Source organism: Halorubrum lipolyticum DSM 21995 (assembly GCF_000337375.1).
Taxonomy (GTDB): domain Archaea; phylum Halobacteriota; class Halobacteria; order Halobacteriales; family Haloferacaceae; genus Halorubrum; species Halorubrum lipolyticum.
The window spans coordinates 75,761-90,191 of the sequence record NZ_AOJG01000030.1 but is presented as its reverse complement, the minus strand read 5'-3'; the positions used below and the strand labels follow the sequence as shown (position 1 = coordinate 90,191).

At 70.9% G+C, this 14,431-nt stretch carries 15 protein-coding genes; 6 read left to right on the top strand and 9 right to left on the bottom strand.

All coding sequences use genetic code 11. From position 1 onward, the window contains the following. Positions 1-20: 20 nt before the first annotated feature. Together C469_RS10875 and C469_RS10870 are read right to left on the bottom strand one after the other, a co-directional pair. A complete protein-coding gene (locus C469_RS10875) occupies positions 21-1,028 on the bottom strand; it encodes a sulfurtransferase (RefSeq protein ID WP_241430011.1) in 1,008 nt (335 codons plus the stop codon). Between the two features lie 143 nt (positions 1,029-1,171). Further along, complete coding sequence (locus C469_RS10870; protein ID WP_008006571.1) at positions 1,172-1,747, bottom strand: class I SAM-dependent methyltransferase; 576 nt, start codon at positions 1,745-1,747, stop codon at positions 1,172-1,174. A gap of 83 nt (positions 1,748-1,830) precedes the next feature. Between C469_RS10870 and C469_RS10865 the strand changes: the two genes are divergently transcribed. Further along, on the top strand, positions 1,831-2,592 hold the full coding sequence (locus tag C469_RS10865; RefSeq protein WP_008006570.1) for a GNAT family N-acetyltransferase: 762 nt from the start codon (positions 1,831-1,833) through the stop codon (positions 2,590-2,592). A gap of 22 nt (positions 2,593-2,614) precedes the next feature. On the opposite strand, the gene C469_RS10860 is transcribed toward C469_RS10865, so the two are convergent. The 3 genes from C469_RS10860 to C469_RS10850 form a co-directional block, all read right to left on the bottom strand. Then, complete coding sequence (locus tag C469_RS10860; protein ID WP_008006567.1) at positions 2,615-3,148, bottom strand: TspO/MBR family protein; 534 nt, start codon at positions 3,146-3,148, stop codon at positions 2,615-2,617. A gap of 44 nt (positions 3,149-3,192) precedes the next feature. Continuing rightward, positions 3,193-4,233, bottom strand: coding sequence for an AI-2E family transporter (locus tag C469_RS10855; RefSeq protein ID WP_008006566.1), 1,041 nt, complete (start codon positions 4,231-4,233; stop codon positions 3,193-3,195). Between the two features lie 80 nt (positions 4,234-4,313). Further along, on the bottom strand, positions 4,314-4,910 hold the full coding sequence (locus tag C469_RS10850; RefSeq protein ID WP_008006564.1) for a DUF6149 family protein: 597 nt from the start codon (positions 4,908-4,910) through the stop codon (positions 4,314-4,316). A 152-nt stretch (positions 4,911-5,062) separates the two neighbouring features. On the opposite strand from C469_RS10850, the gene C469_RS10845 reads away from it, so the two are divergent. The 5 genes from C469_RS10845 to C469_RS10825 all read left to right on the top strand — a co-directional run bounded on the left by C469_RS10845 (position 5,063) and on the right by C469_RS10825 (position 10,275). Further along, a complete protein-coding gene (locus C469_RS10845; protein WP_008006562.1) occupies positions 5,063-6,304 on the top strand; it encodes an NAD(P)/FAD-dependent oxidoreductase in 1,242 nt (413 codons plus the stop codon). Positions 6,305-6,366: 62 nt separating this feature from the next. Continuing rightward, entirely contained in the window at positions 6,367-8,571 is a 2,205-nt protein-coding gene (locus C469_RS10840; RefSeq protein WP_008006560.1) for a PAS domain-containing sensor histidine kinase, read from the top strand. Positions 8,572-8,660: 89 nt separating this feature from the next. Continuing rightward, the gene (locus tag C469_RS10835; RefSeq protein WP_241430010.1) at positions 8,661-8,876 is read left to right on the top strand and encodes a hypothetical protein; all 216 of its coding nucleotides are present in this window, start codon (positions 8,661-8,663) and stop codon (positions 8,874-8,876) included. Between the two features lie 132 nt (positions 8,877-9,008). Further along, complete coding sequence (locus tag C469_RS10830; RefSeq protein WP_008006554.1) at positions 9,009-9,425, top strand: DUF7124 domain-containing protein; 417 nt, start codon at positions 9,009-9,011, stop codon at positions 9,423-9,425. A gap of 112 nt (positions 9,426-9,537) precedes the next feature. Next, positions 9,538-10,275: a MogA/MoaB family molybdenum cofactor biosynthesis protein gene (locus tag C469_RS10825; protein ID WP_008006552.1), complete on the top strand. Its 738-nt coding sequence runs from the start codon at positions 9,538-9,540 to the stop codon at positions 10,273-10,275. Positions 10,276-10,298: 23 nt separating this feature from the next. Here C469_RS10825 and trpG read toward each other — a convergent pair whose 3' ends face one another. From trpG to trpD, 4 genes are read right to left on the bottom strand one after another with little or no spacing between them, the layout of a single operon-like run. Further along, the gene (trpG, locus tag C469_RS10820) at positions 10,299-10,892 is read right to left on the bottom strand and encodes an anthranilate synthase component II (protein WP_008006550.1); all 594 of its coding nucleotides are present in this window, start codon (positions 10,890-10,892) and stop codon (positions 10,299-10,301) included. After that, on the bottom strand, positions 10,889-12,559 hold the full coding sequence (gene trpE / locus C469_RS10815) for an anthranilate synthase component I (RefSeq protein ID WP_008006548.1): 1,671 nt from the start codon (positions 12,557-12,559) through the stop codon (positions 10,889-10,891). The genes trpG and trpE overlap by 4 nt, the downstream gene beginning before the upstream one ends. Continuing rightward, positions 12,556-13,200: a phosphoribosylanthranilate isomerase gene (locus C469_RS10810; protein ID WP_008006545.1), complete on the bottom strand. Its 645-nt coding sequence runs from the start codon at positions 13,198-13,200 to the stop codon at positions 12,556-12,558. Before C469_RS10810 ends, trpE begins: the two co-directional genes overlap by 4 nt. After that, positions 13,200-14,255: an anthranilate phosphoribosyltransferase gene (gene trpD, locus C469_RS10805; RefSeq protein WP_008006543.1), complete on the bottom strand. Its 1,056-nt coding sequence runs from the start codon at positions 14,253-14,255 to the stop codon at positions 13,200-13,202. Before trpD ends, C469_RS10810 begins: the two co-directional genes overlap by 1 nt. Between the last annotated feature and the right edge of the window lie 176 nt (positions 14,256-14,431).

Here is a 14,431-nt window from a genome sequence, read left to right as displayed (position 1 = left end):
CCGACGTCGACGAATTCGACTTACGCGAACGTGTCGACGACCGTCCCGGTGTCCTCGCCGGTGGTGTAGTAGTAGCCGTCGTCCTCGGAGAGCGTGCCCCAGTCGGCCCAGCTCCCCTCGTAGTTGCGAACGTCCTCGAAGCCGAGCTGGTCGAGGACGAACCAGCCGACCGACGCGCGGATCGCGGTCTGACAGTAGGCGACCGCCGTCTCGTCCGGCGAGAGGCCGGCGTCGTCGATCCACAGCGTCTCCAGCTCCTCTGGGGATCGGAGCCGCCCGGCCTCGTCGTCGATGCTCTGGACGAAGTTGAGGTTGGTCGCGCCGGTGACGTGGCCGAACCGGTCGAGCTCGCCGCGCTGGTCCTCGCCCCAGTACTCCGCGGGCGAGCGCATGTCGAGGATCGGGATCCCGGCGCCCTCCTCGTCGACGTTGCCGGCGACGAACTCCCGCGTCGCGACCACGCCGGTGTCGAGTTCGGCCTCGTAGGACGCTTCCTGCGCCTCGGGCGCCTCGGAGACGGTCTCGCCGCCGGCGGCGTCCCAGACGGTGAATCCGCCGTCGAGCAGGCTGACCCGTCCCTGGTGACCGAGCGCGTTGAGCGTGTAGATGGCGTACGTCTCCCAGAGGTTCGACTCCGCGCCGTACACCACCACGTCGTCGTCGGGCTCGATCCCCGCCTCCGAGAGCGTCCACGCGATCGCCTCCGGCGAGGCCTCGAACCCGTCCGGGGTCTCCTCGGCGTAGCTGTCCAGCATCTCAGCGTTCGGGAAGTGGTACGCGCCGGGGATCCGGCTCTCGCCGAACGCCTCCTCGTCGCGGACGTCGAGCAGGTGCGCGTCGTCGAGGTTCGATTCGAGCCACTGGCTGTCGACGACGCCGTCGAACTCGGCGGCCGCGGGCGTCGTGTACGCCGCCGGCCGCTCGTCGTCGCTCTCGGTCGATCCGAGGCAGCCGGCCGTCGCCGCGAGCGCCGCGCCCGCCGAGGCCAACACCGATCGTCTGGAGGTTCGCGTGGATCTGTCGTCCATTCGGTCGCGAGTTGTGGCGTGACCGCGATAACCCTGTTAGTGGAGGCCCGTGTTACCGTCGGCTCCGACGGCAGCCCCGTCCGCGTCCCCGGCACCGGACAGACTTGCGAGGCCGCCCGCTCACGCCGCCGTCTCTCGCCGACTCACTCCCGGACGCCGACGACGGTGTAGCCGAACCCGCGGTCGACGACCCGCGGGTCGAACCCGGCGTCGGCGAGCGCGGCGGCGAGGTCGTCCGGCGCCCGGAACCGCGACTCCATGCCGATCGCGTGCTCGCCCGCGACGAGGGCTCTGCCGAGGGGGTGCGTCGGGTCGAACTCCCGGATCACGAGCGCGCCGCCGGGAGCGAGCACGCGCGCGGCCTCCCCGACCGCGGCCGCCTGGTCGGGCAGGTGGTGGAACGCGTCGACGATCGTGGCCGCGTCGACCGACCCGTCGCGGAACGGGAGCCGCCCCGCGTCTCCGGCGACGCCCGAGAGCCCGCGGTGCTCCCGAGCGCGCGCCAACATCCCGAGCGAGGCGTCGACGACGGTGATCTCGGGACCGGTCAGCGCGGCAGCGGCGCGCCCGGAACCGCCGCCGACGTCGAGCAGTCGGTCGATCGACCGCGTCGCGTGGGCGAGCCCCGCGGCCAGCGCCTCGCCGTCGGCCGGCGGCATGACGCGGTCGTACAGCGGGGCGATCCGGTCGAAGAAGCGAACGTCGCCGAGGCCGTACATAGCGGGAGTCGGCGGCGGCGATATTTAAATGCCGGTCCCGGCGAGCCCCCGTTCATTTATCCGGGCGCACCGTACCGGTCGGCATGGAGTACGCGTTCCTCGGCGGCCCGGGATCGGGGGCGACGCTGCGGCTCGACTACCGGGCGTTCGCCTACGCCGGCAAGTTCGTCGTCGGCGCGCCGGGCAAGGCCGTGTTGCGGACGCCCGACGGCTCGCCCGCGGTCCCGGAGTGGAAGCCGGACGAGCCGCTTCCGCCGGCCGTCGAGGCGAGCGCGTTCGACGACGACGTGGTCGCGGCGGTCTCCTTCTCGCCCGACCGGACCGACCCCGACTGCTGTCGCCTCCGGTACGTCACCGTCCACGTCGCGCGCCGCGGCGAGGGGCTCGGTCCGCGACTCGTCGACCGCACGGTCTCGCGGCTCGCGGCCGACGGGTACGACCGGGTGAAGATCGCGGTCAACAACCCGTTCGCCTACGCGGCGCTTTATAAGTGCGGCTTCGCGTACACGGGCGAGCGGACCGGGATCGCCGAGCTGGTGTTAGAGCGGCCGACGGCCGAGGTCGACGGGGAGAACGGGACGGCCGAGGTCGACGGGGAGAACGGGACGGCCGAGGTCGACGGGGAGAACGGGACGGCCGAGGTCGACGGGGAGAACGGGACGGCCGCGGTCGATGGAGACAGCGAGGCGGCCGCGAGAGACGAGTCGGGCGGGGATCGGTACCGGGCGGGACTCCGCGCCTTCCGCGACGGCGACCGCGACCTCGATCCGGTGGAACGGGAGTTCGTCGCGGCGCGGCTCGAGGAGGGCGAGGAGCGCGGCGGTCGAGACACGCGGGAAGAGTGAGGGACGGGGAGTAGCCGGCCCGTCAGTTCAGCGCCCAGATCCCGTAGTTGAGCGCGGTCGCGAAGCAGTTCCACGCGAGGTACGGGACGAGCAGGAGGGCCGCCCGCCGGTCGACCCGGTCGAACGCGACGATCGTCGCGACCACGAGCGGGAGCAGGAGCCCGAGGACGACGAGCCCGAGGTCGGGGCGTTCGAGCCCCCAGAAGACGGGCGACCACGCGACGTTGACGACGAGCTGGACGCCGAACAGGACGAGCGCGATCCGGGCGTCGCGGGCGAGCCGCGTCGCTCCGCCGGCGCGCCCCTCCCCCTCGCGACCGCCGAGGTAGACGAGCGCGGCCGCGGCGCCGATCAGCGCGTACAGCACCGGCCACACGACGCCGAACGCCCAGCTCGGCGGGTAGTAGGCGGGCAGGTCGAGCCCGGCGAACCACGCGCTCTCGGCGGCGGTGAAGGGGACGCCGACCGCCCCGATCAGGTTGACCGCGACCGCGGCGGCGACGAGGAGGAGCGCGTCGCGGCGGTCCGGGAGGCGCATGGCGGCGGAGGTGGACATGACACCAGATACGCGCGCGAGCGATTTAAAAGGACCTCCGCGCGCTAGATCACGTCGTAGTCCTCCCGGAACGTCTCCAGCGTCGCCGCGAGCACCCCGATGACGATCGGGCCGACGAACAGCCCGGTGAACCCGATGGCGTAGATCCCGCCGAACACGCCGAGGAGGATCACCGCCGGGTTCAGATGCGCCTGCTGGTCGATGACTATCGGGCGCGCGTAGTTGTCCACCATGGCGATGACGAGGACCCCGTACACCGCGAGGAACACCCCGGCGGTCACCTCGTCGATCGCGACGAGGTACGCCGCCGCCGGCCCCCAGACGAAGAACGCTCCGACGAGCGGCACCAGCGCCAACACCGCCATCACGAAGGTCCAGAAGACGACGTTCGGGATCCCGACCGCCCAGAGCCCGACCCCCGCGACCAGCGCCTGCAGCAGCGCCACGACGATGTGACCGATCACGACCCCGCGGGTCATCGCGTCGACGCGGTCGACGAGGTCCGCGGTGACGTTCGACGGGAGGGGGCTCGTCAGGCGGAGCCACCGCACGAACGCCGGCCCGTCGAGCAGGGTGTAGTAGACTAAGAACAGCGCCAGCGAGAGCCCGACCGAGGCGCGGATCGCGGTGGTGACGATCCCGCCCACCCCGCCGAACAGCGTGTTGGCGAGCACCTGTCCGGCCGTCGCGAGGACCTCGCCGACCTCGATCTGCTCGCCCGTGAGCGCCGCGATCTCCGCCTCGATGGCCGCGACGTCGATGTCGGTGTTCCCCCGCGCGATCTCCGTGAGATCGCGGACGAACACCCACGAGATGTACGCGAGCGGCAGGATGACGGCGACGATCGACGAGCCGATCAGGGCCAGCGCCGACAGCATGTTCCCCAGCCGGGTCGCCACCGACCTCCGAACTCGCTCGGAGAGCGACCGCCGAAACCGCCGCGAGAGGCGCACGTGGAACGGGTAGAGGACGTACGCGAGGATCGCGGAGGCGATGACGTACTCGATGAAGGGGTTGATGATGTACAGCGTCAGGAGCGCGACCGAGCCGATGAGGAGGAGGAGAAACGATTGCCCGCGGTTCATGTCGGCCAGTCACGTCGGCGACGTATAAACGTGGGCGGCGGGGGCGGCGACGCGGTCCCCGCCGGGTCGCGAACTGCCGGTCAGGCGCTCGCCTCGTCCTCGTCGAGCCCCGGCGCGGCGGACGGGTCGACCTCCTCGGGCTCCTCGGTCCCGCCGCCGACGACCGTCTCCCCGTCGTCGGTCTCGACGTACACGTCGTCGGCGAAGCCGGCCAGCGCGTTCTCGTACTCCGGTGTCTCCAGCTTCTCGGGCGTCTCGGGCGCGTCGACGACGCCGTCTGCGGGTCGGAACTCGCCGAGCGGGTCGTCGATCGTGATCCCGTGGGCGCCGAAGAAGGACTCGTACCGCCGGTAGTGCGGCTCCAATTCGTCGCCCGGGATCTCCATCATCTCCGTCCAGCCGTGGTTGAAGAAGTCGAAGTTGGCCTGCACGTGGGTGATCTCTCGGGCCTCCGCCTCCGGGAAGCCGGCCTCTAGGGCGGCGACGTAGGTGTCCATCGTGGCGTCGAAGAAGCTGTCGAGGTGGGCGCGACGCTCCTCGCGGCGGTCCTCGTCGGCCTTGTTGAGGAAGATGCTCGTGTGAAGGTCGACCAGCTTGTCGTTCGCCACGTCGCCGACGACCGGCGTCGTCAACGCCTTCTTGGCGGCCCAGTGACGGATGTTCTGCCGGATCTTCATACCCGTGATTGGGCCGGGACGCTCTTGAATGTGTGGCGTCCCGATCGCGCCGAGCGACCGTCGATCGCCCCGTCGGCCGGCATTGCTGGGGATTCGCACGGTCTCGGACACGGATGACAACCCACATTAACCATGAATCCGAACGCCCGCGTATGAGCGATTCGTACGTGATCATCGGTGATGGTATCGCGGGCGCGTCCGCGGCCGAGACGCTCCGCGAGGAAGCGCCCGACGCCGAGATCACGGTTCTCACGGACGAGGGGGAGTCCCTCTACAACCGGATCCTGATCAAGGAGTACGCGAAGGGAAAGCTCCCCGAGGCCCCGATCTCGATCCACCAGGAATCGTGGTACGAGGACCACGACGTGGACCTCCGACTCAACACGGTCGTCGTCGACATCGACGTCGAGAACGACGCGGTCCGCACCCACGAGGGCGAGACGTTCGAGTACGACTCCCTCCTGCTCGCGATCGGCGGCACCCCCCAGCAGCTCCCGGTCGGCAACGCCGACGCCGACGGGATCCACCACTTCTGGACGTTCCAGGACGCCCGTAAGATCAAGGAGAGCGTCGAGGGCGCCGAGAAGGCCGTCATCGTCGGCGCCGGGCTCCTGGGTATCGACTTTGCGGCTATCTGCGGCGCGCAGGGCGTCGAGGCGAAGTACCTGATGCGCGGCGACTGCTGGTGGCGCTACGCGCTCTCCGAGGAGGGCGCGGAGATCATGCACGACGCGATGCGCGAGCGCGGCGTCGAGCCCGTCTTCGACTCCGGGGTCGACCACTTCGAGGTCGACGACGAGGGGCACGTCACGGCCGCGGTCGACCCGAGCGGGGAGCGCTACGAGTGCGACTTCGCCGGCGTCGCCATCGGGCTCGACTTCAACACCGAGCTCGTCGAGGACACGCCGCTGGAGACCGAGGACGGCATCGTCGTCGACGAGTTCATGCGCACGAACGTCGACAACGTGTTCGCGGCGGGCGACATCACCACGTTCAACGACCTAGTCCTAGGCGAGCGGGCGAAGAACGGCTCGTGGGGGTCGGCCAAGGAACAGGGCACGATCGCCGCCCGCAACATGATCGAGCACGGCAGCGAGGCGTTCGAGTGGGTCTCCTCGTACTCGATCACCCACTTCGACTTCCCGTTCCTCTCCTTCGGTCACCCGACGCTCGGCGACGACTCCGTCGAGGCCACCACGGCGGAGGGCGAGTGGCGCCGCGTGGCGCTCAAGGACGGGAAGATCGTGGGGGGCGTCCTCATCGGCGACCTCTCGCCGCAGTCCGCGTTCAAACAGCTGATGCGCGAGGGCCGCGACGTGAGCGACCAGACGGACCTCCTGATGGAGCCCGGCTTCGCCGTCGACGACCTCGCGGCGACGACCGAACAGCAGTAGTCGATCCCCGAGCGACGCGCCGGTCAGTAGCTTTTCCCTCCTCGACGCCGTATCCGTATTATATGTCTCCCGGAAGCGACGACGAGCCCTCCCCGCCGGACGGCGAGTTCTTCGCCTCCGTCGTCGAGGGGAGCGCGGACCCGATCGTCTCGGTCGACGGAGCCGGATCGATCGTCTACGTCAACCCGGCGGCCGAGGACGCGTTGGGTCGCGAGGCCGCGTCCCTCACGGGCCGTCGACTCGGCGGGCTGATCCCGGACGCGACCGCCGGGCGGCGGGCGGCCTCGCTCCGCGACCGTCTCGGCGACCCGGCGCGACTCGTCGACGCGGGGGACGTTTCGGTGCCGCTGGCGGCGGCCGACGGGGAGACGCGCGCCTTCTCGGCGCGGTTTCACGCGCACGAGGTCGGCGGCGAGACCGTGTACTCCGGCGTGTTCCGCGAGCGGAATCCGAGCGCTCGCGACCGCGAGCTCCGGACGTTCCGGAACCTCGTCGAACACGCGGGCCACGCGATCTACGTCACCGACACCGACGGGACGATCGAGTACGTCAACCCGGCGTTTGTCCGCCACACCGGCTACGAGCCCGCCGAGGTGATCGGGGAGACGCCGGCGGTGCTCAGCTCCGGCGAGATGTCAGACGGGTACTTCGCCTCGCTGTGGGAGACGCTCCGCGCCGGCGAAGTGTGGGAAGAGGAGATCGTCGATCGACGGAAGGACGGGAGCCGCTACCACGCCCACCAGACGATCGCACCGGTGTTCGACGACGCGGGGAGCGTGTCTCGGTTCGTCGCCATCCAGACCGACGTGACGGAGCGGAAGGCGGCCGAGTGGAAGCTGAAACAGTACCGCGACATCGTCGAGCGGCTCGACGACCCGATCCTGTTGCAGGACCGCGACGGCGGCTTCGAGCTGCTCAACGAGGCGGTGAGCGAGTTCGCCGGGGTCCCTCGCGACGCGCTGTACGGCGAGGACGAGAGCGCGTTCATGGACGCCGAGGCGGCCGCGGAGATCGACGAACGGCGACGGGAGGTGCTCCGGACGGGAGAGCCGGTCGAGTACGAGGTGTCGCCGTCGTTCGAGCGGAGCGGTCGCGAGGCGACGTTCAGCACCCGGCGGTACCCGTACTACGACGGCGACGGGACGCTCGCGGGGACGTTCGCGATCTGTCGGGACGTCACCGAGATCAAGGAGCGCGAGGCCGACCTGGAGCGGTTCGAGCGCGCGGTCGACGGCGCGACGGACCTGATCGCCGCGGTCGACCGCGACGAGCGGTTCCTGTTCGCGAACGAGCAGTACCGGACGTACCACGGGATCGACGACGCGGACGTCACCGGGCTCACGCTGTCCGACGTCGTCGACGGCGACCGCTACCCCGACGTGCGGCGGCAGGTGAGTCGGGCGCTCGCGGGGCGAGCGGTGGAGTACCGCGCGACCCGGACGCATCCGGGCCGCGGGACGCGGACGTTCGACGTGCGGTACTACCCGCTGGACGACCCCGACGGAGGAGACGGGGACGCCGTCGGCGTCGTCGGGGTCCTCCGCGACGTGACGGACAGCGAGAACCGGGCGCGCCAGCTCCGGGTCGTGGACCGCGTGCTCCAGCACAACCTCCGGAACGCGATGACCGTGATCCGGGGTCGGGCGCGGCAGATCGCCGACGACGCCCAAGCGCGTGAGACAGACGCAGACGACGAGCGGGCGGCTGGAGCCGCCGGTCCGATCGCGACGGCGGCCGCCGACGTCGTCGCGCGCGCCGAGGCGCTGCTGTCGACGAGCGAGAAGGTCCACCAGATAACCGAGGTGTTGAGCGATCCGCCGGAGACCGAGCCGGTCGACGTGGCGGAGGCGGTCGAGACGCTCGCGGCCGGGATCGGCGACGAGTTCCCCGCGGCGTCGGTGACCGCGTCGACGCCGGACGGGCCGGTTCGCGCGTCGGCGACGGCGTGGATCGACCGGGCGATAGACGAGCTCGTCCGGAACGCGATCGTCCACCACGACCGCGGCTCCCCAACCGTGGAGGTCGCGGTCGCCGCGACCGAGGACGCCGTCGCGGTCACCGTCACGGACGACGGCCCGGGGCTGACCGGGATGAACCGGGACGTGTTAGAGACCGGCGAGGCAATCGACGCCCTGTATCACGGCAGCGGGCTCGGCCTCTGGCTCGTCTACTGGGTGGTCCAGCAGTCTGGCGGCGAAGCGACGGTCCGCGACGCGGCGCCCCGCGGAACCGTCGTGACGGTCACGCTCCCCCGTTCGGACCGGTGACGACAGATCGGAACCGTGACGGGGCACGTCTCGCGGCGGCTCGCGCCGCCGGCAGATTTATCACGAATTATGGTGTTATATGGTAACACATGTCACTTCGAGAGGCGAACAGGCGCATGCGGCTCCGGCGTACCGGGACGGTCTCGGCGGACGCGCGGGTCCGCCACTACGACGAGCTCGACGAGGAGACGCAGGTGGTCGTCCGCGAGCTTGCGGGGCGGCCGCGGACGGCACCGGAGACCGACGACCTCGACGACGGTGACGTGGTGAAGTTCACCGACTACTACCAGGTCCGGGCGCGCTGAGCCGGTCGCCGCGTTCGGTCGGTGGAGTCGGTCGTCAGGCCACCGGTCGCGTCGATCCTCGCGGCCGGTTCCGGCGGGACGGGGGTACCGCGGAAGCGAAGTTGTTTTCGCCCGCCGCGAGAACATCGATCCATGGACAGTGGCGGATCTACCGACATGACGCTGGCGTTCGAGCTGAAGGCGTTGAAGGCCCTCGCGGACCCGAACGACGTGTTCAACAACGCCCGGCAGTGGACGGAGTACGTCGGCGTCGTCAGCGAGAAGCCGACCTACGTCGTCACGAACTTCACCCGGAAACACCGCGTGCGGCAGGACTTCTTCTCGGGGCCGCGCGGCGTCGAGGAGAGCCTGGAGAACATCGCCCAGCAGTTCGACACGGACCGGCACGTCTTCGTCGGCGTCGACGAGGAGGACGAGGCGATGGCCGAAGCGACCGGCTGGGAGTTCCTCCACGTCGAAGACGCGGCCGACGCCGCCGGGTGGACCCTCGCCACCGACGACGAGGAGACGGAGACCGCCGAGGAGCCCTCGCGCGACGACTGGCCGTAGGCCTACCGATCCCCCGTTCCGGCGTTCCCCCTTTCGCGTCCCCTTTTGACATTCCCTTTTCAATCCGATCGAGACGCGGGGTGTTTTGGCCGTCCCCGTCGAACGTCGTGCCATGAGCGACGACATCTCCCACGGCGACGCTCACGACCACGGCGACGCTCACGACCACGGCGACGCTCACCACGACCACCACAGTCACGACGCCGACTCCGTCGCGCTCGCGGTCGTGACGGTGTCCTCCTCCCGGTCGCAGGACGACGACCCATCCGGCGACTACCTCGTCTCGGCGTTCGAGGAGGCCGGTCACGAGATCGCCGTCCGCGAGCTGGTTCCCGACGACTACGACAGCGTGCAGGGGACCGTTGACCGGCTCGCGCGCCGGAAGGACACCGACGCGGTCGTGACCACCGGTGGAACAGGGGTGACGCCCGACGACGCGACGCCCGAAGCCGTTCGCGGCCTGTTCGCCAAGGCGCTTCCCGGATTCGGCGAGCTGTTCCGCCGGCTCTCCTACGAGGAGGTCGGGACGCGGACGATCGGCTCGCGGGCGACCGCCGGGGTCGTCTCCGCCACCCCCGTCTTCTGTCTGCCCGGCTCGGAGAACGCGGTCCGGCTCGGCGTCGACGAGATCATCCTCCCCGAGATCGGCCACCTCGTCGGGCTCGCGGGACGAGGCGTGGCGGACGCGGAGGAGGCGGGAGACGACGTCGAGGGAGAGCTGGGAGACGACGGGACGAAGAGGGGAGACGACGCGGAGGCCGACGATGCGAAGACCGACGATGCGAAGACCGACGATGCGAAGACCGACGACGCGGACACAGACGACGCGGACACAGACGACGCGGAGTAACGGGGCGACGGCCGCGGTTCCTTTTAAACGGACGCGAGGAAGTTCCGGATCAGGTCGTGACCCGCCGCGGTCAGCACGCTCTCGGGGTGGAACTGCACCGCCTCGATCGGGTGCTCGCGGCCGCGGATCCCCATCACGATCTCCTCGCTCTCGTGGTCCGTGGTGGCGGTCACGTCGAAGGCGTCGGGGACCTCGGTGGCGGCCAGCGAGTGGTAGCGACCGGCGCGGAATCCCTGATCGAGCCCGGCGAACACCCCCTCGCCGTCGTGGTCGACGGGGAACGCTTTGCCGTGGATCGGCTCGGGCGCGTGGCCGACCGTGCCGCCGTACTCGTAGACGGCGGCCTCGAGGCCGAGACAGACGCCGAGCGTCGGGACCTCCGGGGAGAGGTCGCGCAACACGTCCATCGTCACGCCCACGTCGCGCTCGTTCTTCGGGTGGCCGGGGCCGGGGCTGATCAGGATCGCGTCCGGGTCGGCGTCGCGGATCGCCGCCAGCGACGCGGTGTTCTTGAACACCTCGACGTCGATCTCCTCGCCGCCGAGCGGCTGGTCGGAGACGTACTCGACGAGGTTGTAGGTGAACGAGTCGAAGTTGTCGACGACGACGACCTTCATTCGTCGACCTCCGTGCCGGCGGGGAGGGGGCCGTCGGCGTCGGAGTCGGACTCCCCGTTCTCGCCGTCCTCCCGGATCCGGTCGATCGCGGTCAACACGCCGTCCATCTTCTGCTCGGTCTCCTCGTACTCGGCGGCCGGGTCGGAGTCGGCGACGAGCCCGGCGCCGGCGCGGACGGTGACCGCGGTCTCGCCGGGCGAACTCGCGTCCGGCGGCGACTCGTCGAGCGTCGCCGTCCGGATCACGATGGCGAAGTCGGCGTCGCCGGTCCACGCGTAGTAGCCGACGCCGCCGCCGTACGCCTCTCGAGGGGTCGCCTCCAGCTCCTCGATGATCTCCATCGCGCGCACCTTCGGCGCGCCGGTGAGCGTGCCGGCGGGGAACGTCGCGCGCGTCGCGTCGAAGGCGTCGGCGTCGCCCGCGAGCGTCCCCGTCACGGTCGACTCGATGTGCTGGACGTGGCTGTACTTCAGCACGTTCATGAACTCCTCGACGCGGACGGAGCCCGCCTCCGAGACGCGCCGCACGTCGTTGCGCGCGAGGTCGACGAGCATCGTGTGCTCGGCGCGCTCCTTTCCGTCCGCGAGCATCTCCCCGGCCAGACGGCGGTCCTCGACCGGGCTCGTCCCGCGGGGGCAGGTGCCCGCGATCGGGTTCGAGACGATCCGGTCGCCCCGCACCGACACCAGCGTCTCCGGGCTCGCGCCGACGATGCTCCGGTCGTCGTGGCGCAGGACGTACATGTACGGCGAGGGGTTCACCTCGCGGAGCGCCGCGTACAGCCCGAGCGAGTCGACCTCGCCGCGGAGCTCGCGGCTCCGAGAGATCACGCCCTGATAGATGTCGCCGTCGAGGACGCGCCGTTTGGCGGTCCGGACCGCCTCCTCGTACTCCTCGCGGGGACCGGCGGACTCCGAGTCGACCCGGATCCCGTCGGGTGCCGGCGGGGACGCCTCTCGGAGTTCCGCGCCGACGCGCTCCGCCTCGGCGACGAGGTCGTCGTAGACGGCCGCGGGATCGTCGTCGACGCCGACGACGGGGGTGAAGACGAGCTCGACGGTCCCCTCCTTGTCGTCGAAGACGACGGTCCGCGTCGTCAGCGCGAACTCGGCGTCGGGGAACTCGGTCTCGGGTCTGTCGACGCCGACCTCCTCTAACCAGAGGTCGTAGACGGCCTCGTACGCGAGGAAGCCGACGAAGCCGCCCGAGAGGATCTGCCGGTCCGTGTCCGGGAAGCCGCGCAGGCTCACGTCCGGGAACGCCGCGCGGATCCGATCGATCGCGTCGCCGGCGTCGGGGCCCAGGTCCCCTTCGGACTCGGTCCCGACGAACTCGGCCGCCGGACCGAGCCGGGTCACGTCGGTCCGGTCGGGGTGGACCGAGACGATCGCCTCGGGGTCGTAGCCGACGAACGAGTAGCGCGCGTGTTTGTCGGCGTCGCCCTCGGCGGTGAACGCCCCGTCGGGGTCGCTGGAGGCGACCTTCTCGCCGGACTCCAAGAGGAACCCGTACGGCCCCTCGCCGACCAGCGTCGCGTACGCCGCGAGCGGGGTCACGTCGGGGTCGAGCGAGGCGGACGCGCGGACCACGACCGGCCTCTCGGCGTCCGCTGCGAGGTCGACGAACTCGGCCTTCGAGCGGTCGAGCGGAGTCGTCGACGCGGTCATATCAACTCCATCTCCCGGCCCGCGTTCGCCACGAAGCGGGCCACCGCGTTGTGGTCCTTCCGCCCGTCGGACAGCTCGACGCCCGAGGCCACGTCGACCGCGAACGGGTCGGCGGTGCGGACCGCCTCGGCGACGGTTTCGGGCGTGAGCCCGCCGGCGAGGACCACGGGCGAGGTGAGGCGGGCGGCGAGGTCGCCGGCCCGCTCCCAGTCGTGGGTCTCCCCGGTGCCGCCCGCGCCGGACTCGTCGGTCGAGTCGATCACGAGCGCGTCGGCGACCGCGTCGAACGCCTCGGCGCGGGCCGGGTCGTCGGCGTCGACCGCGAGCAGCACCTTCCGCTCCGTCTCGGCGCGGATGTATCGGATCTCGTCGGGCGTCCACTCGCCGTGGAGCTGGACGGCGTCCGGCGTGACCGTCCGCAGGAGCTCGACCGCGCGCTCGGCGGAGTCGGGCATCGTGACGAGCGTCGCGGTGACGAACGGCGGCACGTCCGCGAGCAGCTCCGCCGCCGCCGCCGGGTCGACCTCGCGGGGGGAGTCGACCGGGACCTCCGAGATCACGCCGACCGCGTCGGCGCCGGCGTCGACCGCGGCCCGGAGGTCCGCGCCCCGCGTCAGCCCGCATATCTTCACCCGGGCCATCAGTCGTCGTCCTCCGGGGGGACTTCCGCCACCGAGTCGCCGCCCTCGCCGGCGTCGTCCCCGCACAGCGCGGCGAACTTCGCCGCGGCCGCGCCGGAGTCGACCGCCTCGGCCGCGCGCTCGACGCCCTCGGCGAGGGTGTCGGCCTCGCCGGCGACGTAGATCGCCGCGCCCGCGTTCGCGAGGACGAGGTCGCGCTTGGCGCCCGTCACGGAGCCGTCGACGATCCCGCGCAGGTCGGCGGCGTTCTCCTCGGGGGTCCCGCCCGCGACGGCTTCGATCGGGGCGCGTTCGAGGCCCAGATCCTCGGGCGAGAGGGTGAACTCCCGCACCTCGTCGCCGTCGACCTCGGCGGCGACCGTCTCCGAATGGATCCCGATCTCGTCCATTCCCGCGCCGTGGACCACCAAGGCGTGCTCGACGGGCATGTGCGCGAGCGACCGCGCGATGAGGGGGACCAGATCCGGGTCGTACACGCCGAGCACCTGCGCGTCGGCGCCGGCGGGGTTGGTGAGCGGGCCGAGCACGTTGAAGATCGTCCGCATCCCGAGCTCCTTGCGCGGGCCGATGACGGCCTTCATCGCCGGGTGGAAGACGGGCGCGAGCATGAACCCGATCCCGTCGGCCTCGATCGCGTCCTCGACCGCCGGCGGCTCGGCCTCCACGTCGGCGCCCGCGACCTCCAGCACGTCGGCGCTCCCGGAGGAGGAGGAGACGGAGTAGTTGCCGTGCTTGGCGATCGGCACGCCGGCACCCGCGGCGACGATCGCGGCCGTCGTCGAGACGTTGATCGTGTCGTAGTCGTCGCCGCCGGTCCCGCAGGTGTCGACGAGCGGCTCCCGGTCGGGCTCGATCGTGCGCGCGGCGTCGCGCATCCCCTGCGCGAAGCCCGCGATCTCCGCCTCGGTCTCCCCCTTCGCGCGGAGCGCGGCGAGCAGCGCGCCGATCTGCGCCTCGGTCGCCTCCTCGAAGACGAGCCGCGCGGCCTCGCGCGCCTCGTCGACCGTCAGGTCCGCCCCGTCCGTCACGTGCTCGACCGTGTCGTTGATATTCATTGTGTACACCGATGTAGTGTTTCGCGTTGTGATGTACAAGTATGTACATCGGTATAACGCTGTCGCCGGGGTGACGATCGATAGCACGCGCCGCGAATGGAGGAGAAAGTGGGAGGTAAGGGAGAGCCGAAGCGGCGAGGAAGCGGAGAGGGGTCGCCGGCCCAACTCAATCGACG

Bases quoted from the DNA above. Each gene is read 5' to 3' on its own strand.
- C469_RS10875 (WP_241430011.1), bottom strand. From the start codon at position 1,028: ATGGACGACAGATCCACGCGAACCTCCAGACGATCGGTGTTGGCCTCG.
- C469_RS10870 (WP_008006571.1), bottom strand. From the start codon at position 1,747: ATGTACGGCCTCGGCGACGTTCGCTTCTTCGACCGGATCGCCCCGCTG.
- C469_RS10865 (WP_008006570.1), top strand. From the start codon at position 1,831: ATGGAGTACGCGTTCCTCGGCGGCCCGGGATCGGGGGCGACGCTGCGG.
- C469_RS10860 (WP_008006567.1), bottom strand. From the start codon at position 3,148: ATGTCCACCTCCGCCGCCATGCGCCTCCCGGACCGCCGCGACGCGCTC.
- C469_RS10855 (WP_008006566.1), bottom strand. From the start codon at position 4,233: ATGAACCGCGGGCAATCGTTTCTCCTCCTCCTCATCGGCTCGGTCGCG.
- C469_RS10850 (WP_008006564.1), bottom strand. From the start codon at position 4,910: ATGAAGATCCGGCAGAACATCCGTCACTGGGCCGCCAAGAAGGCGTTG.
- C469_RS10845 (WP_008006562.1), top strand. From the start codon at position 5,063: ATGAGCGATTCGTACGTGATCATCGGTGATGGTATCGCGGGCGCGTCC.
- C469_RS10840 (WP_008006560.1), top strand. From the start codon at position 6,367: ATGTCTCCCGGAAGCGACGACGAGCCCTCCCCGCCGGACGGCGAGTTC.
- C469_RS10835 (WP_241430010.1), top strand. From the start codon at position 8,661: ATGTCACTTCGAGAGGCGAACAGGCGCATGCGGCTCCGGCGTACCGGG.
- C469_RS10830 (WP_008006554.1), top strand. From the start codon at position 9,009: ATGGACAGTGGCGGATCTACCGACATGACGCTGGCGTTCGAGCTGAAG.
- C469_RS10825 (WP_008006552.1), top strand. From the start codon at position 9,538: ATGAGCGACGACATCTCCCACGGCGACGCTCACGACCACGGCGACGCT.
- trpG (WP_008006550.1), bottom strand. From the start codon at position 10,892: ATGAAGGTCGTCGTCGTCGACAACTTCGACTCGTTCACCTACAACCTC.
- trpE (WP_008006548.1), bottom strand. From the start codon at position 12,559: ATGACCGCGTCGACGACTCCGCTCGACCGCTCGAAGGCCGAGTTCGTC.
- C469_RS10810 (WP_008006545.1), bottom strand. From the start codon at position 13,200: ATGGCCCGGGTGAAGATATGCGGGCTGACGCGGGGCGCGGACCTCCGG.
- trpD (WP_008006543.1), bottom strand. From the start codon at position 14,255: ATGAATATCAACGACACGGTCGAGCACGTGACGGACGGGGCGGACCTG.